Origin of the sequence: Kribbella sp. NPDC051587 (assembly GCF_044453945.1) — a bacterium.
Taxonomy (GTDB): domain Bacteria; phylum Actinomycetota; class Actinomycetes; order Propionibacteriales; family Kribbellaceae; genus Kribbella.
On the sequence record NZ_JBITDE010000002.1, the window covers coordinates 922926 to 947959 of the forward strand.

Below are 25034 nucleotides of genomic sequence, written 5' to 3' on the forward strand. Positions count from 1 at the left end.
CTCAGTTCTGAGCGGACTTGCGGTACGAGCTGGGTGAGGTGCCCAGTTCGCGCCGGAAGGCTTCCCTCAGTGACGTCGCGCTGCCAAAGCCGGTGGCGGCAGCTATCCGGTCGACTGTCCAGTCGGAGGTCTCCAGAAGGCTCCGAGCACTCACCAGGCGCTGTTGGACGACCCACCGCATCGGTGGCAACCCTGTCTCGCTCTGGAAGCGCCGGATGAAGGTACGCCGGGACAGCGCGGCGTGGGTGGCCAGCCGATCCACTGTGATCACCTCCGCCAGATGGTCTTGTACCCAGGCCCGGACCGGCGCCAGGTCCGACCGCACCGGCGTCAGAACGTCGACGTACTGTCTGTGCTCGCCGCCTCGCCTGGGTGGCGCGAGAACCCACTTACCGACCTCATTGGCGGCCGCTGCGCCGAAGTCCGTCCGGATCACGTGCAGTCCGGCGTCGATGCCCGCGCCCCCACCTCCGGACGTCAGCACGTTGCCGTCTTCGACGTACAGCCTGTTCTCGAGCACGATGACCTGCGGGTACAAGCGGCGCAGCTGTTCGCTGTAGTGCCAGTGCGTGGTGGCCTCACGCCCGTCCAGGACACCAGCGGCGGCCAGCGCGAAGGTGCCGGTGCAGATGCCGAGCAGTCGCGCCGGAGTGTCCCGCAGCAGCTCCAGATACGGCTCCGGCGGCGGCGACGCGGGCTCGTCGAACCCCGGTACGACGATGATGTCCGCCCCGGCCGCGGTCGCGGGGTCGCTGTCCTCGATCACCCGGTAGCCGTCGTGGTTCCCGAACACGTGGGCCGCGATCCCCAGGTCCAGCGAGATCGCCCGCGGCAGCTTCAGCAGCGCCACCACCAGTTGAGCCACGGCTGCACCTCCGCAGGCACGAATCCGGCGGTTCCTGGCACTGCGGCCGGTGGCCGCGGCCTGTCCGCCCTCCCTAGGTTAGTTGAAAATCAATCTTTCTCCAGGGAGCGCATCATGATCGAGAACTTCGGCCTGCCGTGGGAGCGGGACTACGGCTACGTCCAGGCGATCAGGTCCGGCGACACCATCTACCTGTCCGGCCAGGTCGGCAATCGCGGCACCGAGATCCTCGAGGGCATCGAGGAGCAGATGCGGCAGGCCTACGCCAACGCCGCCGAACTCCTCCAGCGGTACGGCGCCTCGCTGGCGAACGTGGTCGAGGAGACCCTGTTCGTGCGTGACATGGACGCGGCGTTCCCGGTCGCGGGGCCGGTCCGCAAGGCGGCGTACGGGCGGGAGGACCCGCAGGTGGCCAGCACGATCGTCGAGACCACCCGGCTCGCGTTCCCGCAGCTGCTGATCGAGATCGCGTTCACCGCGCGGGACTGACCTGGCTTGCACTCGTTTGGGTCGAGTGCTAATACTTGGTTAGCACTCCCCGGGCGAGAGTGATAATGCTCGCGTCCTGGGAACGCGTACTGAAGACGGCCCGATGAGGTGCCGGGAGCGGGGCGGGACATGAGCGCCACGACTCCGGTGCCGTCCGTCGCGGGCATCTGGCCGGCTGATCCACACAGTCTCGACGCGGGAGGACTCGCGGAGAATGCCCAAGCTGATTTCGTTCAATGAAGAGGCGCGCCGCGGCCTGGAGCGGGGAATGAACACCCTCGCCGACGCGGTCAAGGTCACGCTCGGCCCGAAGGGCCGCAACGTCGTCCTGGAGAAGAAGTGGGGCGCCCCCACGATCACCAACGACGGTGTCTCGATCGCCAAGGAGATCGAGCTCGAGGACCCGTACGAGAAGATCGGGGCCGAGCTCGTCAAGGAGGTCGCCAAGAAGACCGACGACGTCGCGGGTGACGGCACCACCACGGCCACCGTGCTGGCCCAGGCGCTCGTGCGCGAGGGTCTGCGCAACGTGGCCGCCGGCGCCAACCCGATGGGCCTGAAGAAGGGGATCGAGAAGGCGGTCGAGGCCATCAGCGAGCAGCTGCTGGCCCTGGCGAAGCCGGTCGAGACGCGGGAGCAGATCGCGGCCACCGCCTCGATCTCGGCCGCGGACACCCAGGTCGGCCAGACCATCGCCGAGGCGATGGACAAGGTCGGCAAGGAAGGTGTCATCACCGTCGAGGAGAACAACACCTTCGGCCTGGAGCTCGAGCTCACCGAGGGTATGCGCTTCGACAAGGGCTACATCTCGCCGTACTTCGTGACCGACACCGAGCGGATGGAAGCGGTCCTCGACGACCCCTACATCCTGATCGTGAACAGCAAGATCTCGAGCATCAAGGACCTGGTCCCGGTGCTGGAGAAGGTCATGCAGACCGGCAAGCCGCTGGCCATCATCGCCGAGGACATCGAGGGCGAGGCGCTGGCGACCCTGGTCGTCAACAAGATCAAGGGCACCTTCAAGGCCGTCGCCGTCAAGGCGCCGGGCTTCGGTGACCGCCGCAAGGCCATGCTCGTCGACATCGCCGTCCTGACCGGCGGTGAGGTCATCTCCGAGGAGGTCGGCCTCAAGCTCGACACCGTCGACCTGGAGCTGCTCGGCCAGGCCCGCAAGATCGTCGTCACCAAGGACGAGACGACCATCGTCGAGGGCGAGGGCGACGCGGACCAGATCGGAGGCCGGGTCAACCAGATCCGCGCCGAGATCGAGAAGTCGGACTCCGACTACGACCGCGAGAAGCTGCAGGAGCGGCTGGCCAAGCTGGCCGGTGGCGTCGCGGTGATCAAGGTCGGCGCGGCCACCGAGGTCGAGCTGAAGGAGCGCAAGCACCGCATCGAGGACGCCGTCCGCGCTGCGAAGGCTGCCGTCGAAGAGGGCATTGTCGCCGGTGGTGGCGTCGCGCTGCTGCAGGCGTCGGTGATCGCGTTCGAGAAGCTGGAGCTCGAGGGTGACGAGGCCACCGGTGCCGCGATCGTGCGGTCCGCGGTCGAGGCGCCGTTGAAGCAGATCTCCGTGAACGCCGGCCTCGAGGGCGGCGTCGTGGTGGAGAAGGTTCGCAACCTCGAGCCGGGTCACGGTCTGAACGCCGCGACCGGTGAGTACGTCGACCTGGTCGCCACCGGCATCATCGACCCGGCCAAGGTGACGCGCTCGGCGCTGCAGAACGCAGCCTCGATCGCGGCCCTGTTCCTCACCACCGAGGCCGTCATCGCCGACAAGCCGGAGAAGGCCGCGGCCGCTCCGGGTGGCGCGCCCGACATGGGTGGCATGGACTTCTGATCCACTGAAGTTCAGCAGTACCCCAGCAGGACAAGGCGGTCCCGGGCCTCAGCCCGGGACCGCTTTCTGCTGGCTAGGAGATGACCTTGCAGAACGACGCGTAGTGGTCGCCGGTGTAGTACACGGACTGCGGGTTGGTGACCGGCGAGCCGCCGCCGATCAGCCGGCGCGCGCCGCGGTCGGACGAGCCCGGCGTCTTGACGGTGTACTCGTGGTAGTAGCCTCCTCCCTGGCTCGGCAGGATGCCTTCCCGGTTCTGGAAGACGGTGCCGTCCTGGCTGTACGGGAACGGCCCACCGGAGTGGATGAGCCGGAGGGTGTCCGAGGCCTGCGACGGCAACGAACTCAGCGCGCAGTTCGAGATGGCGGTCGGGGCGGCGTAGGCCGCGGCGGGGGCGACTGTGGTCGCGACGGCGAGGGTGAGGGCGGTGATGAGGGATCTCATGCCCGGAGGTTCCCCGCCTCGAGCGACCACCGCACATCCCAGGTATGAATAACAGTTGGACTATGACCCCCTCGGCCCCCTAGAGTCTGGCGCGGCGAGAATGCCACGAGCGGAAGGAGCGACCGATGATCACCCTGTTTGATATTCCGGCGCGACCTCCCCGCCATCACAGCTCGCACTGAGCGGAGCGGCGCGCCTCCTGTTGGAGGACCTGTGAGTATTCGCAACACCGTCGAGGCCGACCTCGGCACCATCCGCACGCTGATCGAGCAGCAGCCGACGGTCAACACCGTCACGCTCGAGCGCTACAACGAGTACCTCGAGATCGGGTACTACCGGCACGACTGGAGCTGGGTCGTCGAGGAGGACGGCGCGATCCAGGCGCTGGTCATCTGGTGGGGAAGCTTTGACCAGGACCAGCCGTACAGCATCGACGGCCTGTACTTCGTCGGCGACGGCGATCCGGTCCCGACCTGGACGGCCTTGATCAAGCACGTCCTGCAGGCCAGGCCGGCCGAGGCCGAGCAGCCCGAGTACCACCTCTTCCTGGCCGGTGACTGGGAGTCCGATCCGGCCGTGGTCGCGGCCGTCGAACCGCGCATGCAGGCGGCCGCGGCGGCCGGGCTGACCGCGGTCACGGACCGCCTGCGGTACGAGTGGGAACCGTCGTACGGGCTGCCGCCGCGCTCGACGCGGCTGCACTTCGAGCCGGCGGACGACGAGGCCTTCGTCAAGATGTTCATGAGGATCAGTGAAGGCAGTCTGGACGCGGCCACCGCTCGCGACGTGGCTCGGCTCGGTGCCGAGGCGGCCGCTCGGGAGGAGGTCGAGGCCTACCAGACGATCCTGAAGGGCGATCGCGGTTGGTGGCGCTTCGGGTACGACGCCGAGGGCAAGCTGATCGGGTTCGGGATCCCGTCGGCCAACAACGGCGGACCGGTGGTCGGGTATCTCGGCGTCCTGCCCGAGCATCGTGGCCACGGGTACATCGACGACCTGCTCGCCGAGATCACTCATCAACTGGCCGAGACCGGGGCCGAGCGGATCCGGGCCGACACCGATTTCGGCAACGTGCCGATGGCGAAGGCCTTCGAGCGCGGCGGTTACCGAAACTTCGCCGTACGCCGGGTTCTGTCCTTCCCGCAGGCGTGAGCCGGTCCTATGCTCCCTGACATGTCAGGGAGTGTCCGGTGCGTGATATCGCACTGATTCTGCACCTGGTGGCCGGGGTCCTGGGCGTCCTGCTCGGGATCCCGGCCATCGTGGTGACGCTGCGCCGCCGTCGGCTGAACTGGGTCGGCGAGACCTATCACTGGGCGATCGCCGTGGTCTGCCTGGCGGCCCTCGTGATGGTCCCCTACGACTGGACGCGGCTCTGGTTCTTCTGGCCGGTCGCCGTCGCGACCTACCTGTTCGTCTACCTGGGCCAGCGCTCCGCCGAGTCTCCTGGCGGCCTCTGGTACCGCGGCGTCCTGCGCGGGTACGGCGGTGCCTGGATCGCCCTCTGGACGGCGATCGTCATCACCGCCGTCCCGGACCACCCGTGGACCTGGCTAGTCCCGATCGTGATCGGATCCGCGTTCATCGAATGGCTGTGCCTGAGACCCGCCAGTCGTGTCCTGGCGGAGCGGGCAGAAGAAAAGCTGTAGGCCGCCGGCAGCATGACAGCCACGTTTTGATGGACTGGTCAGGAGTTACGGTCGGCCGTGGACTTCGACCGCTTCCTCGCCCTGCCACGTCTCTCCTCACTCGCTCTCGCGCCCGACGGCTCCCGCCTGGTCGCGGCCATCGCCCAGTACGACGATGAGTCCGGCAAACTGATCAGTGCCCTCTGGGAGCTGGACCCGACCGGCACTACCGAGCCGGTGCGGTTGACCAGATCAGCAGGTGGTGAGAGCCAGCCAGCCTTCCACTCCGACGGCTCCTTGTACTTCATCTCCACCCGCGACGACGACAAGTCCGCGCTGTGGCGACTTCCTTCAACCGGTGAGGCCGAACGCGTGTGCTCGGCCGACGCTGTCCGCATCGGCGGCTCCACTGTTGTCGTCACTACCGCGATGCTTCCGGGCGCCAAGGACGCGGCCGACGACGAGGCTCAGCGCAAGGAGCGCAAGTCCAGCGGCATCCTGCACACCAGTACGCCGGTGTGTGTCTGGAACCATGAGCTCGGTCCGGACGAGACCCGGCTGCACCTGGTCGACGGCATCGACCTGACGCCCACCCCCGGCCGTGCCTTGCTCGACACCGAGTACGTCGTCACGCCCGATGGCAGCACTGTGATCGCCAAGTGGTCCGTCGACCGTGCTGGTTGGCCGCAGGCGCAGCTGGTCGCGATCGACGTGGCGACGGGTGAGCGTCGGGTGATCGCCGACGACCCGCAGGCAGTCTTCACCGAGCCCACACTGTCGCCCGACAGCCGGTACGTCGTTGCCATCCGCTGGCAGGACCCTCAGCCGGACACCCCGCCGTCGGGTGCGGTGGTGCTGATCGACCTGCAGACCGGTGAGCTCCGGGACCTCGTGAACGACCGGGCGGTCTGGCCGTCCGAGCCGGCCAGCCCCGCCTTCGCGGCGGACGGCAGTGCGGTCTACTTCGTCTGCGACGACCGTGGCGACCACCCAGTCGTGCGCGTCGATCTGGAGAGCGGCGTATGGACTCGCATCACCGAGGCAGGTTCCTACGGGAGCTTGCAGGTCGCACCGGATGGCAGTGCGCTGTTCGCGTTGCACCACGACGTGGACTCGCCGCACACACCGGTCCGGGTCGACCTGGTCACGGGCGACGTCGTACAGCTGATGCAGGTCGAGGTGGAGCTGCCCGGCCGAGTCGAGCACGTAGAAGCGACTGCACCCGACGGTACGACGATTCATGGCTGGCTCTTGCTGCCGGACAGCGATGAGCCGGCGCCGCTGGTATTGAGAGTGCACGGCGGTCCGCACGCGTCAGGGCGCGGCTGGAACTGGAGCTTGAGTCCGTGGTGGCTGGTCACCGCCGGGTACGCCGTACTGCAGCCGGACCCGGCCCTGTCATCCGGCTACGGCCAGGAGTTCATCGAACGCGGCTGGGAGGGCTGGAGCGCCACCGTGTACGACGACCTGATGGCCATCACCGATGCGGTCGAGCAGCGACCGGACATCGACGCCACTCGGACAGCTGCGCTCGGAGGCTCGTTCGGCGGACTCATGATCAACTGGATCGCCGGGCAGACCGATCGGTTCCGTTGCCTGATCAGCCACGCCGGCATCTGGCACCACGCCAGCTACCAGCCCACGGCGGACTACTCCGGCTACTTCGCTCGCCAGTTCGGTACGCCGGAGGACCGGCCGGAGCGCTACGCCGAGCGCTCACCGGTCCGGTTCCTCGCGAACATCACCACGCCGATCCTGGTCACCCACGGCGGCCTCGACGAGCGCGTCCCCACCAGCCAAGGCATTCACCTCTTCACCGACCTTCAACGCCGCGGTGTCGAGTCCGCCTACCTGTCCTTCCCCGACGAAGGCCACGGCATCACCAAGCCCGCCAATGCCCGGCTCTGGAATCAGACGGTCATCGACTGGCTCGACAAGTACCTGCGTTAGGCCTGGCCGGCTTGTTCTTCGGGGGTGGCTTTGCGGAGGACGAGGCGGGTCCAGGCGCCGACGTAGATGCGGTCGTCGGCGTCGAGTTCCTGGCGCTGGCCTGGGGGGATGGGGATCTCGGGAAGGGGGCCGGCGGCGGGGGCTACGTAGGTGCCGTTGGCGGACTGCAGGTCCTCGACCCACCAGCGCTGGCCGTCTGTCGTCAGCTGTGCTTGGCGGCGGCTCACACCGGAGTCGTCGCCGCAGTCGACCTCGGGGGAGATGCCGCGGCTGCGTGAGGGGCGTCCGACCAGTGCGCTCTTCTCCGTCACCGGGATCACCACAGGCAGGCCGGGTGACGGACACGGGTCGTCACTCTGCTGTACGGCGTACCAGTCGGGGTCTACCCAGCGTTCGACCACCCACTCGGCCACTACCGGCGACGGTGCTGGCGGTGCGGTCGGGGGAGTGGCGGAGAGGTCGAGTGACGAGGCTGCGCGCGGCATGGTGCCGGTGGTGAAGTCGTAGCCACAGCTCTCGCAGAACAGTGCGTCCGCGGCCGCCGACTCCGAGCAGTTCGGGCAGGTCTGCGTGGCGACCGCCGGACCGGGCGCTGCGACCGCGGGGGCCGGCGGCGCTACCGGAGTGGCGGCAGCGCCGATCGGTAGGCCGCAGACGTCGCAGTAGTCGGTCGAGACGGACGGGTGTCCGCTCGGACAGTTCACTGTGCTCATTTCTTCACCCGGGTGGTCTTGGTGGAGGCCGTATCGAGTGCCATCTCGTCGGCCTTCTCGACAGTCCGCTTCAACCGGACGGTACCCGTGTCCTGGTCATCGATGTCGACCACCTTGCGCAGGCGCGTGGTGGCTTCCTCATTGCCGGTCTGGGCGGCCAGCTGCACCGCACGGCCCAGCTTGGTGGTCGCAGTGGCTGTGTCACCGGCAGCCTTCGCAGCGAGGCCGTCCTGGATCGCCTCGGCCAGCTCGGTCTGTCCGGTGTAGTGAGCGACCTCAGGGCTGATCCGCGTGGTCAGGGCCTCGTCGGACGACCACAGCGCCTTCACCAGGCCCTGTGCCACCACGTTGTCACCGATGGTCAGCTGGACCCGGGCGGCCAGCTGCTCCTGCCCGACGCCCTTCGCTGCCAGCCGGATCGACACGTGGTAGTCGCGGGACTCGTCACCCCACGAGCCAGTCGGGTACGAACCGGTCAGAGGGTTGATCGCCGTACGGCGGGAGGTCAGGTCCTCGACGGTCGGGGCGACCTGGCGGACGAACAGCACCTCGGCACCCTGCGGCGCCCACACCCGCAGGTCCGCCTGGGCGACACCACGGCTCATCGCGTTCTGGATCAGCTTGGAGAACTCGGCCGCGAGCTGGTTCGGGGCCGGGATGATGTCCACGGTGCCGAGCAGCGCCTGGGCGATCCGCCGTACCTCGTCGACCTGCCAGGCCACGCCGACACCACGGGTGTCGCACTGGAACTGGCCGGTGACGGCCTGGATCGCCTGGGTCAGTGCCTCCGGCGTCTCGTGCTGGTTCTCGCCGTCCGTCAGCAGGATGGCGTGCTTCTGCGACAGCGACGGCACGGTGGCGAACACGCGGCCCGCCAGCCGCAGCCAGGTGCCCATCGCGGTGCCACCGTCGGCGTAGAAGCGGGCGACGGCGTCCTTGGCGGCCTGCCGCGTGTACGGGTCCATCTTGACCATCACCGGCTCCGCGGACGGCGGGAAGGCCAGCTGGGCGCGGTCGTTACCGGAGATCACCGCGAACCAGACCCCGTCGAGGATCTGGTCGAGAGCGGTCTGTGCGGCGAACGCCGCGGCCTGGACGCCTTCGCGGCCCATCGAGCCGGAGGTGTCGACGATGATGATCTCGCCCGCGTCGCCACTACCGGACTGGCCGGCCACACCGGCACCGGAGCAGGTCACGGTGACGATCGCATGCACGTCGGTACCGCCGTCAGGCAGGAACTCGTTCTGGTAAACAGCGGCGGTGAAGTCTGCCATCTCGGGTCCTCCCCTTAAACACGCGCGAGCGTGACGGTGATGTTGTCCTGGCCGCCCTGGGCGTTCGCCCAGTCGACCAGTGCGGATGCCGTGGCGAGCGGTTCGCCACCGTGGGCCGCAGCGGTCTGACGGACGAGGTCGGCCAACGGTGCCGCCTCGGAGCAGTAGTTCCACAATCCGTCCGAGCAGACCAGGACCCAGCCCGGCTCGTTGACCCGGACAGTCGTCGTACGGGGTGTGTGGTCGGGAGCGTCCTTGCCGAGCCAGCGGGTGATCGCATGCGCGTGCGGACCGGACTCGGCCTCCTGCCGGGAGATGCCGGTCGCGATCAGCTCAGCCGCCCAGGAGTCGTCCACCGTGAGTGCGACGGCCTCTGACGCGTCCGGGAACCAGTACGCCCGGCTGTCACCGACGTTGCCCGCAACGAGCAGCCCGTTCTCCAGTACGGCGGCCACGAACGTGCAGGACGCCGGATTGGGGCTGTCAGGGCTAGTGCTCTCCAGTACGGCGTCACTCGCGGCATCCGCCGCAGCGTTCAGCCGGGCCACGATCGCACCGCTGCGCGACGACTCGGTGCCGATGCCCTGTGCATGTCCAGCAGTCAGTACGTCGCGCGCGGCGCGGGCTGCAGCGAGTGAGGCCACGTCCGAGTCGAGTGACGAGCTGACGCCGTCACACACGACCAGTAGTGCCCGACTGCCCGGCTCGGCGTCGGCTGCGATCGCCATCGAGTCCTCGTTGCGGCTGTGGCGGATACCCCGGTCACATACACCAGCCACCCACGGCGCCGGCTGCTCGCTGTAGTGGTCACGTGGCTTGGCTGCCTTGGTACCGCAGGTCTCGCAGTACCCGTCCGCGCCGACGGTGCCACCGCACGACGTACAGGGGCCTACCGGTGGCAGGCCGTTGATCTCGACGGTCGGCTCGGTGTCGGTGTCCAGCGCCGGTGAGTTCGGAGTCGTCGTACTGGCGGTGCCGGGGTTGAGCTCGGTGCCACAGGCCTCGCAGAAGCGGTCGGCCTCGGACACATGGCCACCACAGCTGGGGCAGACCGTGTCGGTCGTACTCGTCATCGCAACGTCCATCCTCGAACCTCGTTGGCCAGGTCGACCAGGGCGATCCGTTCCGGCCGGCTCTCGGCCTGGGCGGCCAGGTGCCGGTAGGTGGCTTCGAGCCCGTCCCGCAGGGCCGGCTCGGTCGCCTCCCGGCCGTCGATCCGCAGACCTGCCTGCGGACCGGACTGCCGTACCTCGTCCAGTGCGGCCCGGAACACGTCCGCCGCCAGGTTGGCCCGGTCGACCGGGTCGATGGTCAGCGACTCGATGCTGTCCATCGCCTGAGCGAGCGCATCCAGGCCACGCCCCGATCCTGCCAGCAGACCGGCTCGCTGACGACGAGCACGCACATACGCGCCGCTGGTTCGCGGTACCAGGTCCAGTGCGGCCAGGGCGCCGTCCAGGTCGTTGCGCTTGGTCCGGATGTCCGCCAGCCCGAAGGCGGACGGAGCGATGTAGTTGGCGTCCGTACTCGCGCAGGTCTGGTAGAGGCCTTCGGCAACGTCGAACTCGCCGCTCATCTCACAGGCGATCGCCAGCGCGAGCTTGGGTCCCAGCTCACCCGGCACCTGGCCGTAGACAGCGTTGAACGCGGACTGGGCAGCAGCCGCGTCACCCCGGGCCAGCGCGACCAGTCCGGCCATCCAGACGGCCCGCCACTCCCACGGGTCCTCGGCGAGCAGATCGGACACCGCAGTGTCGACCATGTCGTAGCGCTCGGGACCCACCTCGAGAGACGTCTCGGCGATCTCCAGCAGGATCTGCGGCGACGGCTCGGGGGCGTCCACCAGCAGCTCGAGTCGCTTGGTCGCATCCGGCACGCTGACGGTCTTCAGCCAGCTGGCCATCTTGTCGCTGTCGTCCGAGATCAGCGAGGGCAGCCGCTGCCACGGTGCGGCCGCATCACCCAGTCCGACGGACTTGTCGCCCGGCGTACCGAAGAGCAGTGAGGAGGCGGAGTGCTGTGCAGCCTTGACGCCCTGCTTGTCGGCCACGACCTCACGCAGTACGCCGAGGAGCTGCACGCGGAACTCGTCAGCGGTCTGGAAGCGGTCCGCCGGGTCCTTGGCGCAGGCCTTGAGCAGCAGGCGATAGACCGAGTCGTACTTCTGGAACAGCGGCACCTCGCCGACCGGCGGCAGTGAGGTGACGTAGCGGGACTGGTACCCGCGGAACTCCATCGCCAGCACACACAGCGTCCGGCCGAGCGTGTAGATGTCCGAGGCGATCGACGGGCCGACCTCAGCCACCTCAGGTGCCTGGAAACCGACCGTTCCGTAGATGGCCGAGTCCATGTCGTCGATCCGCCGGACACCACCGAGGTCGATCAGCTTGACCGCGTCACCGACCTGGATGATGTTGTCCGGCTTGAAGTCGCAGTAGACCAGGCCGAGGTCGTGCAGGTACGAGAACGCGGGCAGGATCTCCAGCATGTAGGCGATCGCCTGGTCGATCGGCAGCGCGTCGTACACGTTGTTGTTGGCAGCCATCCGCTGCTTGAGCAGCGTCTTCAGTGATGTGCCACCGACGTACTCCATGACGATGTAGCCGGCGCCGTCGTGGGTGACGAAGTTGTAGATCTCGACGATCAGTGGGTGCTCTACGCGGGCCAGGAACTGCTGCTCGGCGATCGCGGCCGCGACGGCGTCCGGGTCCTCAGAGTTGAGCAGGCCCTTCAGGACGACCCAGCGGTTCGAGACGTTCTGGTCCTGGGCCATGTAGATCCAGCCGAAGCCACCGTGCGCCAGACAGCCCTTGACCAGGTACTGGCCGCCGACCAGGTTGCCGTCCTTCAGCTTCGGTGAGAACGAGAAGGGGTTGCGGCACTTCGGGCAGAAGCCCTCGGTGCGGCCCGGCTGACCGTCACGCGACCGGCCGACCGGGTTGCCACAGCTGGGGCAGTTCCGGCGGTCCTCCGGCACCATCGGGTTCGCCAGGATCGCCTTGCTCGCGTCGATCGCCGGAATCGTCGGTACGTGGGTCAGACCGGCGCCCAGCCGCGCACCGCGCAGCCGGGTGGACGACGTACCCAACCGGCGCGTCAGCTTGGACCCTGCCTGCGCAGCGCGCGCAGAGCCGAGCGGAGTGGACGCGAGCCGGTTGGACGCGCGGGACACGGTTGACGGCGTACTGATCGGGTCTGGGTCCGGCTGGTCCGGTGCGACCACGTCAGGGGCTCCGGCGACCGCCGACGGGCTCACCGCGCCAGCCGGTGCAGGGGTGCCGCACACGTCGCAGTAGCCGTCCACAATGGTGCCCGTACAACCGGGCTCCTGGCAGGCGATGGTCGTCATCTGGTCCCTCCTGTGCTCTCCAGGTAGGCCTGGTACGCCGTGACGAGCGCAGCGAGCCGGACTGTGTCCACCGGCTCCGACTCCATCACTGCACGGCCACGCCGGTACAACTCGGCAAGGTCTTCGTTGTTCGGGGCCACTCGCCCCGACTTCACCTGATACGCGTCAAGCAGCGCCGCCAACTCGTCCCGCCGGGCCACAGCCGCGGCGTACGCAGTCTGCGCCTGCCCGAGCGCCCGCCGTACGGCGTCCAGCCGCGTCAGGTACTTCTCCAGCTCAGCCGGGGTGTTCGGTACCGGTCCAAGCGCAGTCACATCCGGTACGGCGAGCCGCGGGGCGGGCGTCACCGCAGCAACCGCCTTGTCAGCCAGTGCTCGCACCGCGGTGCCCTGAGCCTCCAGGTCACTCCGCAGCGTCCGGGCGCGCGCCACATCGGCCGCGCGCTCCTTGCGGGTGGCCGCACCGACGATCAGGTCGCGCTCGGCACGAGCGGCGTCGATCTCGAACGGACCGATCAGGCCGCCGATGTCCGCACCACGCTTGTTGCGGTCGGCAAGGTCTGTCAGCCGGCGGTCAAGATCGTGGTGCTCCGCCAACGCCGCGTTACGGACACCGGCCGGCTCCAGCTTCACCAGGTCAGCGATCCGCTCGACCTGGGCGCGCAACTGCCGCAGCTTGGCGGCCCGGTCGGCATCGCCGGGCTCGAGCGCGAGCTTGGCGCGCAGACTCGACGCCAGCGCGTCCGACAATTTGCATGCCTCAGGCAACGAAACCGCGAGCGACCCACCGGCACTGCCGGTATCCAGCCCGCCCCAGATCAGCGTCGAGATCCGCTCGGTCTCGGTCTGCCCGACCCGCCCCGAATCCCACGTGACGAGGATCAATTCGTAGCGATCCGAAACCGCCTTCCAGACCGCCATACTGAGCACGACATCCGCACTCAACGCATCGGCATCCGGCGCATGCAAGGCGGCCTGGTCCAACTCCTCCAGCTCGGCCTTGCGCCGATCCCGCCAAGTCCCCAACGCACCAAGGAACGACAGCAGTTCCGACGCCGGAACGCTGCTCCCCATCCGCCCCGGCGGCGCCGGCGCCGCCGCAGTAGGCGTCCGAACCGTCATGGAGTTCGCCCGTACACCGGAGCCGGGGGACTCGCCAGCTTCCCGAGGTCAGGACCGAGCCACTTGTTGTACGACGCCATCCAGCGACCGTCAGTCTTCATCTCCTGCAGAGCCTGGTTCACGAAGCGCACGAAATTGGGATCGCTCTTCGGCATCCCCAGCCCGTACGGCTCGTCGCTGAACCGCTCGGACAGCACCTTCGCGTAAGGGTCCTGGGCCGCGTCGCCCGCGAGCACGGTGTCGTCTCCGCTGATCCCGTCCGCCTTGCCCGACTGGAACAACACGAGGCAGCCCGTGTCGGTGTCCGCAGTGACCGGGATGACGTTCGGATTCTCCTTCTTCAGGTTGTCCAGGCTGGTCGATCCGGCCGGTGCACAGATCGTCTTCCCGTTCAGCTGCTTCACGCTCGTCGCCTTCTCGTCCAGCGCGACCAGTGTCTTCTGACCCGAGCGGTAGTACTCGGCCGAGAACGAGATGTCCTTCCAGCGTGAGCAGTTGATCGTCATGTTGCGCGCGACGATGTCGACCTCTTCCTTCTGCAGCACCGGGATCCGTTGTGGGCTGGAGATCACCCGCAGTTCGAGATGTCCCTTGTCGGTGCCGAAGATCGCGGCGGCGACTGCCTTCACCATGTCGATGTCGAAGCCCTCGATCTCACCCGAGATCGGGTTCCGCGCGCCCAGGTGCAGGCTGTCCGCGGAAACCCCGGCGATCAGCCGATCGCGAGCTTTGATCTTGTCGAGGATGTGACTGGTAGGCCGGATGTCCTCAGGCGCGAAGGATGCCAGCGGGTTACCGCAGTTCGGCTGCGTGGCCGGGGGAGCGGCGGGCTGTTCTTTCGGCTGGACCTTCGGGGGGAGCTCGGTCGCGTCGTACGCGCCGGAGCTGCAGGCGGTGACTGTCATCAGCACCGCGACGGACGCGGCGATCAACTTCTTCATCGGTATTCCCCCAGTCGCTGCGACATCCCCCAGGCAACCAGCAGTGCGGCAAGGATGCCGATCGGTAGGCCCAGCCACCCGATCGGAGGCAGGCCGTCACGGGCACTCTTCAGTTGGGTGCTGACACCTTCGCTCGTCGCCTTCAGGTGATCGGCCGAGTTGTTGTCGAAGGCATTGAACGTCGTCACCGAGTTGGTGCCGCTGCTCCGGCCCACAGCCACGCCTACGGCGGTGTCCCACTTACCGCCCTTGTCCTGGTCGCGGATCAAGGAGTGCACCTCCTTGTAGCTCTCCCATTGCGAGGTGAGGGACGCGTCCACGCCGGAGACCTTGCGTAGCTGCTCGTCGACTGTGGCGGCCGACTCGTTGTACGCCGTGTCGTACGCGTCGCCGGAGCCGCGGGCGATCAGCGTGAGGCTCTCGTTGGAGCGGGCGTCGTACGCCGCGATGCGGGCGCGCGACAGCGCCAGCGTCGAGTCGTAGTTGCCGCGTCGCGCGTCGGTCGCGTGACCAGACGCGGCGAGCAGTGCGAACCCACCGATCAGGGTGGTCAGCAGTACGACGACTGCGCCGATCACGATCGGGATGTTGATGTAGCGGTGGGTACGGCGGGCTAGCCAGCGCAGGGTGATGAACAGGACGAACAGTGCGACCAGTCCGCCGAGGAAGACCCACCAGGCGCCGTCACCGACGCCGCCGAACTCGGTGTCGACGCGCTTCTCGTTGGCGGCGACCAGGGCCTTCACCAAAGGCAGGGAGTCGTTCTGCAGCGTCGCGTTGGCGTCGCGCAGGTACTGCGAGCCGATGGGCAGTCCCTGCCGGTTGTTGGCTCGCGCCTGCTCGATCAGACCTTGGTAGGTCACCAGGGTCGTGTTGAGCTGACCCAGTGCGTCCCGGTCGGCCGGCTGGGCGCTGGCGGCCTCAGCTACGAGACGAGCCGCCGACGCCATTGAGTCGGTGAAGTGCTGGCGCTGGTCGGCCGGCTCGAGGCCGCCGACCAGGAAGGCGTTGGTCGCGTCCGCGTTGGCGCTCACTAGGTTGGTGTGGATCGCCTGGATCCGCACCAGCTGAGCCGCGTTCGCTTCCGCACGCTGCAACGCACCGTCGGACTGGTTGAAGCCCTGCGCTGCACAGAGCCCGAAGACGACGCTGATGGCGGCCGCGAGCACCAGGTAGGCACGCATCCGCCCGGGAGTGCCCTCGAACCACTGGGCCACGGCGCCGCGCGGGGCCGGCGTACCGGGTTGTTGGAGCGCTGCGAGCTGCTGTGGCGTCGGCGGCGACCAGGTCGCGGGTGGCGCACTCTGGGTCTGGGTCACGCCTCAACTCCTTGCTCGTGAACATCCGTAACGTCCGAAGACTCGCCGACGCCCGTCTCCGGTTTTTCGGACGCTGGATCTTCCGGTGCTGGATCTTCCGGTGCTGGGGGATCGTCGCTGAGGTCCTCGGCGAGGATCTGACGCAGCTGGTCGGTGGTGGGTGCCGTCACGTCGCGAAGTCGCCAGGCGTGCCGGCCGATGGCGGCTTCGAGCGTGTTGCGGGCGAAGCGGCCGTTGCCGAAGGACTGGCCGCGCGGAGTCTCGGCGAGGATCTCCCGGAACCTGTCCAGGGCCTCCGGCACCAGCTCGTAGTCGGCGCCTTCGGTGAGACCGGTGAGGATGTCGGTGAGCTCTTCGTCGCTGTAGTCGTCGAAGGCGATCGTGGTGCGGAACCGGCTGGCCAGTCCGGGGTTGGCAGCGATGAAGACCGCCATCGGTTCGGGGTATCCGGCAACGATGACGACCAGGTCGTCGCGCCGGTCCTCCATCTCCTTGACCAGCGTGTCCACGGCCTCACGCCCGTACTGGTCGGCGCCCAGGTCACCTGCGGTCAGGCTGTACGCCTCGTCGATGAACAGCACTCCGCCGGCCGCGGATGCGACCACCTCAGCGGTCTTGGTCGCGGTCTGGCCCAGGTACCCGGCGACGAGCTCAGAGCGGTCGACCTCGACCAGCTGTCCCTTGGACAGCAGTCCGAGCGCTTTGTAGATCCCACTGACCAGCCGGGCCACAGTGGTCTTGCCGGTCCCCGGATTGCCCACGAAGACCAGGTGCCGCGTAATGGTCGGGCTCTTCAGCCCTGCCTCGGTCCGCAGCTTCTCCACTCGCAGTACGGCGACCTGTCGGTGCACCTCGCGCTTGACCCGCTCAAGGCCGGTGAGCTCGTCCAGTTCGGCCAGCAACTCGTCGACGGTCTTGGCCGGCGCCTCTGGCTTGAGTGGCTTGTCTCCGACCGTCTCGTCCTTGCCGACCGGTGCAACCGCGGGAGGAGGTGTGGACACCACCTGGAGCGGTCGCGCGCCGGCTGCCTGCAGCTGTGCCGCAGCGGCCACCGATGCGTTGCCGACAACGCGCATAGTCGGCTCACCCAGGGTGCAGGAGGCAGAAGCGAGCTCAGCCAGCGCCTCGGCGTACGGGATCTTCTCTGGCGACCCAGCGGTGACCAGTTCAGTCAGTACGGCGGTTGGTGCGCCGCGCCAGCGTCGTCCGCGGACTGCGGCGTCGAAGAAGTCCTGTGTGGTCGCACCGGGAAAGACCGTGGCCCAGTCCGCTGGTGCACCCGGGGCTGACTCCGCCAGGGCTGCCGCGAGTGACAGCGCCTCGGTACGGGCGCGGTTCTCGTCGACACCGGCACGTACGGCGACCTCCAGCAGCGCGGCCAACGCCTGCTGCAGTGACAATCCCCCCTCGCCGCTCATGCTCCCCCTCGTCCTGGTGGTGGTTGTAGTGGTCCCGTGTCGGGTGGTGGCGTCGATGTGGTCGGACCAAGGGCCAAGCCTCCACCGGTGGAACCAGTGCCGAACTTCTCCTGCAGGAACCGGCCATGCGCGATCAGTGCGGCCGCGTCCGCCCGGTTCACCGCGTCGAACACCTTGTCCATCGTTGCGCCCAAGAGGTCCAGCTGGTCGATCAGGATCATCAGTGAGGTCTTGCCGCGGTCCACCGGCCGGGTGTCGGCCCACTGGCGTGGCAACCGCAGGTACCCGCCGATGGCCTCCGGCAGGTAGTCGGTCGCCGTCGCCATCACCGAGTACGCCTGCGCACTGCCCGCCAGGTTGCCGAGCCGCGGGATGGTCTCCCGGACGATCCGCACCACTCTGTTGACCCGAGACGCCACGACAGCCGGTACGGCGCCCTCCGCGATCAACTGCTCGACCCGGACGAGCGCTGCGAGCAGGTCGTCGTTCGTCGGTGCACGGGGTCCCGGGGCAGGCTCGGGCTCTTGCTGCCGGCCGGTCAGCCGCGCAAAGAAGTCACCCAGAGCCATGCAAGTCCCCCGCTAGCAGTGTGTAGGTCAGCGACCGATGTTGATGTCGAGGCTGCCCTGGACGACCTGCTGGTTCTGTCCGGCGACCCGGTCCAGATAGCTGCGGGACTTGGTCACCTCGGACTCCAGCGTGCCGATCGTGGCCGCCATGTTGTCGAGTGCCTCGGACTTGAACGTGTCGATCGCGTCCATGGTCGCGTAGATGTTCGCGAACGCGGCCTGCAGCTGCGGCAGCCCGATGGTGGCCGACGCGGCCTGCTGCTGGATCGCGACCGAGTTGTCCCGCAGCATCTGTGAGGTGCGCTCGATCATGCCGCTGGTGGTGGTGTTCAGCGCGGTGATCTGGTCCAGCACGAGCTTCTGGTTGCCCAGCGCCTGCGCCACGATGACCGCCGTACGGAGAGCCGAGACGGTGGTGGTGGAGGCCCGGTCGACACCCTTGATCAGCTCGATGTTGTTCTTGATCACGATGTCGATGGCCAGGTAGTTCTGGATCGACACGGCGAGCTGGGTGAGCAGGTCCTGGTGCTTCTGCCGCACGTAGAACAGCACGTCCTCGCGGAACGCCTTCGCCTTGTCCGGGTTGGTCGCCTCGAGCTCTGCGATCGCAGCGGACAGCCGTGCGTCCAGCCGCTCGGCGACGTACACGTACTGGTTCAGCCGGGTCATGGCGTCCCAGAGGTTCTGCTTCTCCAGGTTCAGCGCGGCGTTGTCCTTGCCGAGTTCGTCCTGGCCGTTCCGCAGCGAGTGCAGGATGCCCTCGAGGTGCGTCTGCGCGCTCTGGTACTTGCGGAAGTAGTCCTCGATCTTGTCGCCGAACGGGATCATCCCGAGCAGCTTGCGCGTCCCGGTGGCGCCCTTCGGGTCCAGGTCCTCGACGGTACGGCGCAGGTCGAGCAGCGTCTTGCCGACCGTCGACCCCTCGGACAGGCCACCGCTCTGCAGTGCCTTGACCGGCTGCTGCAGCAACCGGTTCGAACTCTCGGCAGCGTTGCGGATGTCGATGTCACCCATGCTGCGCACGTCACTGGCCTTGGCCGCGAACTCCGGCGACCGGGGCTCAGCCACCATCAGCGCAGTGAGGAAGGTGTCCACCTTCGCGTCCAACCCAGGCAGTGCGGCCGCGTCGACAGCCGGAGCCAGGCTCGGAGCGGCCGTGGTCGCTACTGCCTGTGATGGCGCTGGCGCGGTCAGTATCAGTCCCGGTGCGGTCGCGGTCGGCGGCTGCAGCGGCGACATCGCCGGCTGCGCGGCCGCCGCACTCTGGCCGGTTCCTGCTGCTCCGGCGGTGTTATCGGCTTCGGTCATCGTCGTTCCCCTCCGGTGGCCTGCGCGAGCATCCCCCACGCTCGCGTGCTGTCACCTCCGTGACGCGCACACAATCTACGCGGTTCCCGGTCGACTTGGTGGTGTCGTTGTGTAGTCGTTGCCTGCTCAGCGACGCTGGTAGCTGACGAAGGTGAAACCGTCGCGGGGGTCGCGGGTGGTTTCGGTCCAGTCCGAGCGGTCGAAGGCCGGGAAGGTGACGTCACCGGCGGGGGACTGGTCCACCTCGGTCAGTTCGAGGCGATCGGCGTACGGGAGGGCTTGGCGGTAGATCTCGCCGCCACCAGCGACGTAGACGTCACCGTCCTGCTTGAGCGCCTCTTCGAGGGTGTGCACGACCTGTACGCCGTCGGCCGACCAGTCCGGCTGGCGGGTGACCACGACGGTACGACGGCCGGGGAGTGGGCGGCCGATCGAGTCATAGGTCTTCCGGCCCATCACCAGGGTGTGGCCGAGGGTCAGCTGCTTGAAGTGCTGCAGGTCCTCCCGGATACGCCACGGCAGGTCGTTGTCACGCCCGATAACACCATTCGCCCCGACCGCAGCGATGAGGATGACCGTCATACGGCAATGGGGGCTTTGATGCCCGGGTGTGGGTCGTAGCCGATCAGCTCGATGTCGGCGATCTCGTAGGAGTCGATCGAGTCGCGCTGGGCGAGCTGGAGGGTCGGGAGCGGGCGGGGCTCTCGGGTGAGCTGCAGGCGGGCCTGTTCGAGGTGGTTCAGGTACAGGTGCGCGTCGCCGAGGGTGTGGACGAAGTCGCCGACTTCCAGTCCGGTCTGCTGGGCGACCATGTGGGTGAGCAGCGCGTACGACGCGATGTTGAACGGCACCCCGAGGAAGATGTCGGCCGAGCGCTGGTACAGCTGGCAGGACAGTCGACCGTCCGCCACGTAGAACTGGAACATCGTGTGACAGGGCGGCAGCGCCATGTCGTCGACGTCCGCGACGTTCCACGCGTTGACGATGTGCCGACGCGAGTCCGGGTTCTTCTTGATGCCCTCGATCAGTCCGGCGATCTGGTCGACCTGCCGGCCGTCCGGAGTCGGCCAGGAGCGCCACTGGTAGCCGTAGACGGGACCCAGTTCGCCGTCCGCGTCGGCCCACTCGTCCCAGATCTTGATGTTGTTCTCGTGCAGCCACTTGATGTTCGTCGAGCCACTGAGGAACCAGATCAGCTCCCCGAACACCGACCGCAGGTGCAGCTTCTTGGTGGTGACGGCCGGGAAGCCTTCGGTGAGGTCGTACCGCGACTGGTACCCGAACACGCTCAGCGTGCCCGTTCCCGTGCGGTCCCCCTTCTCAGCCCCGTTGTCCAGCACATGCTTGAGAAGATCGAGGTACTGCTGCATGCGGCCAACCTACCCCCTGACAGACTCGCGTCTGTGGAGCACGTACTGACTCTGGTCATTCGCGTCGAGAAGAACGCCCGTCCGCACCAGACCGACGCTCTGGAGGCCGCAGCGACCGCCGTACTGGCGATCCTCGCCGACGACCGATCCACCGGCGAAGGCGAGTGGGCGACCGCCATGGCCGCCTGGCAGGACCACCGCATCCGCAAGGTCGTCCGCCGCGCCCGTGGCGCCGAGTGGCGTCGTGCCGAAGCTCTCCCCGGCATCACCGTCACCCACGGCACCGCCGAGGTCAGAGTCTTCCCGCCCGTCCCCCTGGACGACGTACCCAAGGACCTCGCCAAACTCCAGGTCACCGGCACCGACTTCGAGGACCCCGAGCCCCCACGCGTCCCACACCCCAACACCCCGGTCCTCTGGATCAACCCCACCCTGGGCATGTCCAGCGGCAAGACGATGGCCCAAGTAGGCCACGGCGCCCACCTGGCCTGGCTGGCCCTCTCCGCACCCCACCGCAAAGAGTGGGCCGCCGCCAACTTCCCCCTAGCCGTCCGCAAAGCCACCCCAGCCCACTGGGCCCAGCTGCTCCAGACCGACTTCCCCGTCATCCAGGACGCCGGCTTCACCGAAATAGAACCCGGCTCCCGCACAGTAATCGCCGAACACCCTCAGCTCAGGACTTGATGACCTTGTAGTGGAGGTGGGTTACTCGGTCGCCTTGGACTACGCGGGGGTTGTCGAGGAGTACCTGGGGGCCTACGTAGTCGCCGAAGAACTTGCGGCCGGTGCCGAAGACGACGGGGACGAGGCTGTAGGCGATCTCGTCGACCAGGTTGGCGGCGAGGGCTTCGCCGGTGATGTTGCTGCCTTGGAGGACGACGTCGTGGTCGCCGGCGTGGGCTTTGGCCTGGGCGATGGTTTCTTCGATGCCGTTCACGAACGTGAAGGGGGCGTCGGGGAAGGGCCAGTCCGTCGGGGGCTTGTGGGTGACGACGAAGACGTGGTCGCCGACGGAGGGGACTCCGCTCCAGCCGTTGGTGAGGTCGAAGAGGCGGCGGCCGATCACGCAGGAGCGGATGGCGGACCAGCTCTCTGACAGGTAGTCGGCGCTGGCCTGGGTGAGGTGGAAGGGGCGGCCCTGGTCGGTGCCGTAGAGCTCGACCGGCCCGTTGTTGTACCAGTCGAACAGCGGCCCGACCGCGTCGTCGGTGTCCGCGACGAACCCGTCCAGCGACACTGCTGCGGCTGCGATGACCTTGCCCATTTGTCAGGCCTCCTTGGCGACGAGCTCGGCGAGGCGGTTCATCGAGTCCTCGATGCCGTTGGCCATGCCGTACTCGATGGACTGGTCACGGGCCTCGACGGACGGGAACACGGACTGCTGGCGGAGCAGCACTCCGGTCGCGGTGGGCTCCAGTGTCACTTTCTCGATGCACACCTGGCCCGGTGCGCCTTCCCACTCGAAGGTCTGGATGACCATCTCGTCCTGGACGACGCTGTGGAAGACACCGCGGAACGCGAACTCCGCGTTGGCGTTGCGGTGGATGTAGCGGTACTTGCCGCCCTCGCGGACGTCGTACTCCTCGATGACGGCCTCGAGCTCGCGCGGGCCGAGCCATTCGCCGATCAGGTCCTTGGCGGTCATCACCTTGAACAGCTGGGCCGGCGTGGCGTCGAACTCACGAGTGACCTCGACGAACGGCGTACCGGCGGGGGTGTTGATGGTGGTGGTCATTTCTCCTGCTCCTTGATCGTGGTGAGCACCGCGTCCATCCGGCGGAAGCGGCGTTCGGTCTCCAGCCGGTACTCGTCGATCCAGCTGGTCAGCGCCTCGAGGGCGGCCGGCACCAGGTGGCAGGGACGACGCTGGCCGTCCCGCGTCCGGGTGATCAGGCCGGCGGCCTCGAGCACCTGGATGTGCCGCGACACCGCCTGGGTGGTGATCGGGAACGGCTCGGCCAGCTCGTTGACCGTGGCCGGACCGCGCGACAGCCGCGCGATCATCGCCCGCCGGACCGGATCGCCGAGCGCGGCGAAGGCCCGGTCGAGCTGCCCGTCATCAACCGACATCTTTATCAACCATTCCCTTGATCAACCGATGTGTTGAATATAGGGAACGGCGATGCCGCGCGTCAAGGGTTCAGATGGTTTCGAAGGCGGCCATCATGGCCATGTCCTCGTGTTCGAGGTTGTGGCAATGGATCAGGTACTTACCTTTGTGGGCGGTGAACTTGACCAGCACCTCCACGATCTCGGCGGGCTTCACGTCGACGGTGTCCTTCCAGCCACCGTCGTACGGGCCGGGGTTGCGGCCGCGCCGGCTGAGGACCTGGAACGGTGCGAGGTGGACGTGCACGGGGTGGTGCACGTCGGTGACGAACGACCAGATCTCGTACTGGCCGAGCTTCACCTGCGCCTGCATGTTCACCGGGTCGAAGGCCTTGCCGTTGATCGTCCAGCCCTGGTGAGAGCCCGCATCGCCGCGGCGGAAGCGCCACTGGCGTCTGACGACACCGGTCGGTGCCTCGATGGCCTGGTACGTCGACAGCCTCGCCGGGATGCTGCTGTCGTCACTCGCCCGCCGTGCGACCTTGAAGCGCAGTACGGGCGCGTTGTTGTCGAGCCGATTGACCACAGTGACTTCGTCACCCGGCTTGTACGGTGAGAAGTCCACGATCACGTCGAATCGCTCGGCCGGTGCGATCACCAGCGTCTCGTGCTCGACCGGTGCACCCAGTAGCCCGCCGTCACTCCCGATCTGCACGAACTGCGCCGGACCGCGGTCGAAGGCCAGCTCGTAGCGTCGCGCGTTGGCGGCGTTCAGAATCCGCAGGCGGTACCGGGCCGCGTCCACCTCGTGCACTGGCCACGGTGCGCCGTTCACCAGCGTCACGTCGGCCACAACGCCTTCCATATAAGCCGATTCGACACCTGGCCCGTCCTTGGCTGCCGGGTAGAGGAACGAGCCGTCCTCAGCGAAGGCGCGGTCCGCAATCACCAGTGGGATCTCCCGATCACCATGCGGCAGCGGTAGCCGGTCCTCTTCCTCGTCGCGGATCAGATGCAGTCCGAACAGGCCGCGGTAGACCTGTGGTGCGGTGTAGTCCATCCGGTGGTCGTGGTACCAGAGTGTGGCCGCGCGCTGCGTGTTGGGATACGTGTACGTGCGGCTCCCCATCGTCATGACACCGCCCTGCATGTTCATGTCGTGGTGACCGGAGTGGTCGTGCTGCATCCCTGCTGGCATCAGGAGGTCCAGTGGCCAACCGTCACTCGCAGCCGGCGTGTGACCGCCGTGGAGATGTAGAGCAGTCGGTACGTCGAGTTCATTCACCTGCTCGACCACAGTGGTCTGGCCGCTCCGCACGTCAAACGTCGGGCCGGGGAACAGGCCGTCGTACCCGAGGACCTCGGTCTTGAGGCCGGGCAGGATCTCCAGGCTCGCCTTGCGCTGTACGACGCGGTAGCGGCCCGGGGTGGTGGGTTTCTTCACCGGTGAAATCGGAAGCGGCACGGTGAAGGGCTGGGGGAGTTTCGCCTTGCTGCGCAGGAGTTCGCCGGACTGGGCGGGGGAGGCGTCCAGGCCGCAGCCCGACAGTGTGACGGCAGCTCCGGTGGCTGCGAGCAGAGTGCGCCGTGACAGTTTCACCGCTTGACCTCCTGGCGGAATGACCAGACGGTCATCCAGATGACGGTGCCGACGATCGCCGTACCGAGTGGGACATGGACGGCGAAGTTCTGCAGGTAGCCGAAGATGAGCTGGACGAACTCCGCCGCGACGAGTGCCAGCGACCACAGCACTGGCTGGATGCGGCCACCGCCGCGGAGCCAGTAGACGGCGGCAATGAACATCTGGAGGAATCCGAGCATCCAGATGCTGCCGCCGATCGGCCCGTGGATGTTCATCGCGTCGACCTCACCGGCCAGGAAGTAGCCGGCCAGGATCGGCTGGGCGCAGATGAGGGCGCAGTGCAGCAGCAGGACGATCCGCAGTGCCCACAGGGATCTCATGCCGACACCGCCCGCCGGCAGGCCCAGACGGCGAAGCCGATCGTGCTGCCGATCAGAGCGACGCCGAGCGGGATGTGGATCGCCAGCTGCTTGCTGTAGCCCATGGCGGCCTGCACGACCTCTGCGGTCAGGATCAGCAGCGCGACGACCGGTGCGACGCCCCGCCCGCCGCACCGCCAGTAGATGACGGCGACGACGAGCTGGGTGAGCCCCAGTGACGTGAGCGCGAGCCCCATCGGCTCATGGATCTGCAGTCCGGTGGTGGAGCCGTTCAGGTAGATGCCGATCGCGATCGGCTGCACGCAGATCGCGACCGCGTGCAGGACCGCGACCAGGCGGAGGAGGGCAAGCGACTTCATGTAGACAGACAATAGTAGTCTGGCTACATGTAGAGCAATCAGGTATTACCCGGACAGAGCTCTCC

26 protein-coding genes are annotated in these 25034 nt (G+C 67.6%); 6 read left to right on the plus strand and 20 right to left on the minus strand.

Translation table 11 applies throughout. The features are described 5' to 3' along the window. Position 1: 1 nt before the first annotated feature. A complete protein-coding gene (locus tag ACIA49_RS10810; protein ID WP_396376898.1) occupies positions 2-865 on the minus strand; it encodes a GlxA family transcriptional regulator in 864 nt (287 codons plus the stop codon). A 114-nt stretch (positions 866-979) separates the two neighbouring features. On the opposite strand from ACIA49_RS10810, the gene ACIA49_RS10815 reads away from it, so the two are divergent. Together ACIA49_RS10815 and groL are read left to right on the plus strand one after the other, a co-directional pair. Beyond that, positions 980-1354 carry a RidA family protein gene (locus ACIA49_RS10815; RefSeq protein WP_396376899.1) on the plus strand — a complete coding sequence of 125 codons (375 nt, stop codon included), beginning with the start codon at positions 980-982 and terminating at the stop codon, positions 1352-1354. 214 nt (positions 1355-1568) lie between these two features. Then, positions 1569-3194 carry a chaperonin GroEL gene (gene groL / locus ACIA49_RS10820; RefSeq protein WP_396376900.1) on the plus strand — a complete coding sequence of 542 codons (1626 nt, stop codon included), beginning with the start codon at positions 1569-1571 and terminating at the stop codon, positions 3192-3194. 73 nt (positions 3195-3267) lie between these two features. On the opposite strand, the gene ACIA49_RS10825 is transcribed toward groL, so the two are convergent. Beyond that, positions 3268-3639 (minus strand): ribonuclease domain-containing protein, encoded by a 372-nt coding sequence (locus tag ACIA49_RS10825; protein WP_396376901.1) that lies wholly within the window; start codon positions 3637-3639, stop codon positions 3268-3270. A 213-nt stretch (positions 3640-3852) separates the two neighbouring features. On the opposite strand from ACIA49_RS10825, the gene ACIA49_RS10830 reads away from it, so the two are divergent. The 3 genes from ACIA49_RS10830 to ACIA49_RS10840 are packed head-to-tail and all read left to right on the plus strand — an operon-like array spanning position 3853 to position 7217. After that, positions 3853-4791: a GNAT family N-acetyltransferase gene (locus ACIA49_RS10830; RefSeq protein WP_396376902.1), complete on the plus strand. Its 939-nt coding sequence runs from the start codon at positions 3853-3855 to the stop codon at positions 4789-4791. Positions 4792-4829: 38 nt separating this feature from the next. Continuing rightward, positions 4830-5288: a hypothetical protein gene (locus ACIA49_RS10835; protein WP_396376903.1), complete on the plus strand. Its 459-nt coding sequence runs from the start codon at positions 4830-4832 to the stop codon at positions 5286-5288. Between the two features lie 57 nt (positions 5289-5345). Beyond that, positions 5346-7217, plus strand: coding sequence for a prolyl oligopeptidase family serine peptidase (locus ACIA49_RS10840; RefSeq protein WP_396376904.1), 1872 nt, complete (start codon positions 5346-5348; stop codon positions 7215-7217). Here the strand turns inward: ACIA49_RS10840 and ACIA49_RS10845 are convergent. From ACIA49_RS10845 to ACIA49_RS10900, 12 genes are all read right to left on the minus strand, one after another. Beyond that, positions 7214-7930, minus strand: coding sequence for an FHA domain-containing protein (locus tag ACIA49_RS10845; protein WP_396376905.1), 717 nt, complete (start codon positions 7928-7930; stop codon positions 7214-7216). The two genes, ACIA49_RS10840 and ACIA49_RS10845, sit on opposite strands and share 4 nt — an antisense overlap. After that, positions 7927-9204 carry a VWA domain-containing protein gene (locus ACIA49_RS10850; protein WP_396376906.1) on the minus strand — a complete coding sequence of 426 codons (1278 nt, stop codon included), beginning with the start codon at positions 9202-9204 and terminating at the stop codon, positions 7927-7929. Before ACIA49_RS10850 ends, ACIA49_RS10845 begins: the two co-directional genes overlap by 4 nt. 14 nt (positions 9205-9218) lie before the next feature. Next, on the minus strand, positions 9219-10289 hold the full coding sequence (locus ACIA49_RS10855) for a PP2C family protein-serine/threonine phosphatase (RefSeq protein ID WP_396376907.1): 1071 nt from the start codon (positions 10287-10289) through the stop codon (positions 9219-9221). Further along, positions 10274-12553 (minus strand): tetratricopeptide repeat protein, encoded by a 2280-nt coding sequence (locus tag ACIA49_RS10860; protein ID WP_396376908.1) that lies wholly within the window; start codon positions 12551-12553, stop codon positions 10274-10276. The genes ACIA49_RS10855 and ACIA49_RS10860 overlap by 16 nt, the downstream gene beginning before the upstream one ends. Next, on the minus strand, positions 12550-13674 hold the full coding sequence (locus ACIA49_RS10865) for a hypothetical protein (protein WP_396376909.1): 1125 nt from the start codon (positions 13672-13674) through the stop codon (positions 12550-12552). Before ACIA49_RS10865 ends, ACIA49_RS10860 begins: the two co-directional genes overlap by 4 nt. Further along, complete coding sequence (locus ACIA49_RS10870; protein WP_396376910.1) at positions 13671-14615, minus strand: glutamate ABC transporter substrate-binding protein; 945 nt, start codon at positions 14613-14615, stop codon at positions 13671-13673. The genes ACIA49_RS10865 and ACIA49_RS10870 overlap by 4 nt, the downstream gene beginning before the upstream one ends. Continuing rightward, positions 14612-15934 (minus strand): hypothetical protein, encoded by a 1323-nt coding sequence (locus ACIA49_RS10875; RefSeq protein ID WP_396376911.1) that lies wholly within the window; start codon positions 15932-15934, stop codon positions 14612-14614. Before ACIA49_RS10875 ends, ACIA49_RS10870 begins: the two co-directional genes overlap by 4 nt. Further along, positions 15931-17352: an AAA family ATPase gene (locus ACIA49_RS10880; protein WP_396376912.1), complete on the minus strand. Its 1422-nt coding sequence runs from the start codon at positions 17350-17352 to the stop codon at positions 15931-15933. Before ACIA49_RS10880 ends, ACIA49_RS10875 begins: the two co-directional genes overlap by 4 nt. Then, positions 17349-17921 (minus strand): hypothetical protein, encoded by a 573-nt coding sequence (locus tag ACIA49_RS10885; RefSeq protein WP_396376913.1) that lies wholly within the window; start codon positions 17919-17921, stop codon positions 17349-17351. Before ACIA49_RS10885 ends, ACIA49_RS10880 begins: the two co-directional genes overlap by 4 nt. Positions 17922-17948: 27 nt before the next feature. Further along, a complete protein-coding gene (locus tag ACIA49_RS10890) occupies positions 17949-19229 on the minus strand; it encodes a toxic anion resistance protein (RefSeq protein WP_396376914.1) in 1281 nt (426 codons plus the stop codon). Between the two features lie 126 nt (positions 19230-19355). Then, positions 19356-19811: a dihydrofolate reductase gene (locus ACIA49_RS10895; RefSeq protein WP_396376915.1), complete on the minus strand. Its 456-nt coding sequence runs from the start codon at positions 19809-19811 to the stop codon at positions 19356-19358. Next, positions 19808-20599 (minus strand): thymidylate synthase, encoded by a 792-nt coding sequence (locus tag ACIA49_RS10900; protein ID WP_396376916.1) that lies wholly within the window; start codon positions 20597-20599, stop codon positions 19808-19810. The genes ACIA49_RS10895 and ACIA49_RS10900 overlap by 4 nt, the downstream gene beginning before the upstream one ends. A 33-nt stretch (positions 20600-20632) precedes the next feature. Between ACIA49_RS10900 and ACIA49_RS10905 the strand changes: the two genes are divergently transcribed. Then, the gene (locus ACIA49_RS10905; RefSeq protein ID WP_396376917.1) at positions 20633-21283 is read left to right on the plus strand and encodes a peptidyl-tRNA hydrolase; all 651 of its coding nucleotides are present in this window, start codon (positions 20633-20635) and stop codon (positions 21281-21283) included. Here the strand turns inward: ACIA49_RS10905 and ACIA49_RS10910 are convergent. From ACIA49_RS10910 to ACIA49_RS10935, 6 genes are all read right to left on the minus strand, one after another. Continuing rightward, entirely contained in the window at positions 21273-21863 is a 591-nt protein-coding gene (locus ACIA49_RS10910; protein WP_396376918.1) for a dihydrofolate reductase family protein, read from the minus strand. The genes ACIA49_RS10905 and ACIA49_RS10910 overlap by 11 nt on opposite strands. 3 nt (positions 21864-21866) lie before the next feature. Further along, complete coding sequence (locus tag ACIA49_RS10915) at positions 21867-22334, minus strand: SRPBCC domain-containing protein (protein ID WP_396376919.1); 468 nt, start codon at positions 22332-22334, stop codon at positions 21867-21869. After that, positions 22331-22669 (minus strand): ArsR/SmtB family transcription factor, encoded by a 339-nt coding sequence (locus ACIA49_RS10920; RefSeq protein ID WP_391547032.1) that lies wholly within the window; start codon positions 22667-22669, stop codon positions 22331-22333. Before ACIA49_RS10920 ends, ACIA49_RS10915 begins: the two co-directional genes overlap by 4 nt. A 70-nt stretch (positions 22670-22739) precedes the next feature. Beyond that, complete coding sequence (locus ACIA49_RS10925) at positions 22740-24248, minus strand: multicopper oxidase family protein (protein WP_396376920.1); 1509 nt, start codon at positions 24246-24248, stop codon at positions 22740-22742. After that, positions 24245-24610: a hypothetical protein gene (locus ACIA49_RS10930; protein ID WP_396376921.1), complete on the minus strand. Its 366-nt coding sequence runs from the start codon at positions 24608-24610 to the stop codon at positions 24245-24247. The genes ACIA49_RS10925 and ACIA49_RS10930 overlap by 4 nt, the downstream gene beginning before the upstream one ends. Then, positions 24607-24969, minus strand: a complete 363-nt coding sequence (locus tag ACIA49_RS10935; RefSeq protein WP_396376922.1) for a hypothetical protein — start codon at positions 24967-24969, stop codon at positions 24607-24609. The genes ACIA49_RS10930 and ACIA49_RS10935 overlap by 4 nt, the downstream gene beginning before the upstream one ends. Positions 24970-25034 lie beyond the last annotated feature (65 nt).

Bases quoted from the DNA above. Each gene is read 5' to 3' on its own strand.
- ACIA49_RS10815 (WP_396376899.1), top strand. From the start codon at position 980: ATGATCGAGAACTTCGGCCTGCCGTGGGAGCGGGACTACGGCTACGTC.
- groL (WP_396376900.1), top strand. From the start codon at position 1,569: ATGCCCAAGCTGATTTCGTTCAATGAAGAGGCGCGCCGCGGCCTGGAG.
- ACIA49_RS10825 (WP_396376901.1), bottom strand. From the start codon at position 3,639: ATGAGATCCCTCATCACCGCCCTCACCCTCGCCGTCGCGACCACAGTC.
- ACIA49_RS10845 (WP_396376905.1), bottom strand. From the start codon at position 7,930: ATGAGCACAGTGAACTGTCCGAGCGGACACCCGTCCGTCTCGACCGAC.
- ACIA49_RS10850 (WP_396376906.1), bottom strand. From the start codon at position 9,204: ATGGCAGACTTCACCGCCGCTGTTTACCAGAACGAGTTCCTGCCTGAC.
- ACIA49_RS10855 (WP_396376907.1), bottom strand. From the start codon at position 10,289: ATGGACGTTGCGATGACGAGTACGACCGACACGGTCTGCCCCAGCTGT.
- ACIA49_RS10860 (WP_396376908.1), bottom strand. From the start codon at position 12,553: ATGACGACCATCGCCTGCCAGGAGCCCGGTTGTACGGGCACCATTGTG.
- ACIA49_RS10865 (WP_396376909.1), bottom strand. From the start codon at position 13,674: ATGACGGTTCGGACGCCTACTGCGGCGGCGCCGGCGCCGCCGGGGCGG.
- ACIA49_RS10870 (WP_396376910.1), bottom strand. From the start codon at position 14,615: ATGAAGAAGTTGATCGCCGCGTCCGTCGCGGTGCTGATGACAGTCACC.
- ACIA49_RS10880 (WP_396376912.1), bottom strand. From the start codon at position 17,352: ATGAGCGGCGAGGGGGGATTGTCACTGCAGCAGGCGTTGGCCGCGCTG.
- ACIA49_RS10885 (WP_396376913.1), bottom strand. From the start codon at position 17,921: ATGGCTCTGGGTGACTTCTTTGCGCGGCTGACCGGCCGGCAGCAAGAG.
- ACIA49_RS10890 (WP_396376914.1), bottom strand. From the start codon at position 19,229: ATGACCGAAGCCGATAACACCGCCGGAGCAGCAGGAACCGGCCAGAGT.
- ACIA49_RS10895 (WP_396376915.1), bottom strand. From the start codon at position 19,811: ATGACGGTCATCCTCATCGCTGCGGTCGGGGCGAATGGTGTTATCGGG.
- ACIA49_RS10900 (WP_396376916.1), bottom strand. From the start codon at position 20,599: ATGCAGCAGTACCTCGATCTTCTCAAGCATGTGCTGGACAACGGGGCT.
- ACIA49_RS10910 (WP_396376918.1), bottom strand. From the start codon at position 21,863: ATGGGCAAGGTCATCGCAGCCGCAGCAGTGTCGCTGGACGGGTTCGTC.
- ACIA49_RS10915 (WP_396376919.1), bottom strand. From the start codon at position 22,334: ATGACCACCACCATCAACACCCCCGCCGGTACGCCGTTCGTCGAGGTC.
- ACIA49_RS10920 (WP_391547032.1), bottom strand. From the start codon at position 22,669: ATGTCGGTTGATGACGGGCAGCTCGACCGGGCCTTCGCCGCGCTCGGC.
- ACIA49_RS10930 (WP_396376921.1), bottom strand. From the start codon at position 24,610: ATGAGATCCCTGTGGGCACTGCGGATCGTCCTGCTGCTGCACTGCGCC.
- ACIA49_RS10935 (WP_396376922.1), bottom strand. From the start codon at position 24,969: ATGAAGTCGCTTGCCCTCCTCCGCCTGGTCGCGGTCCTGCACGCGGTC.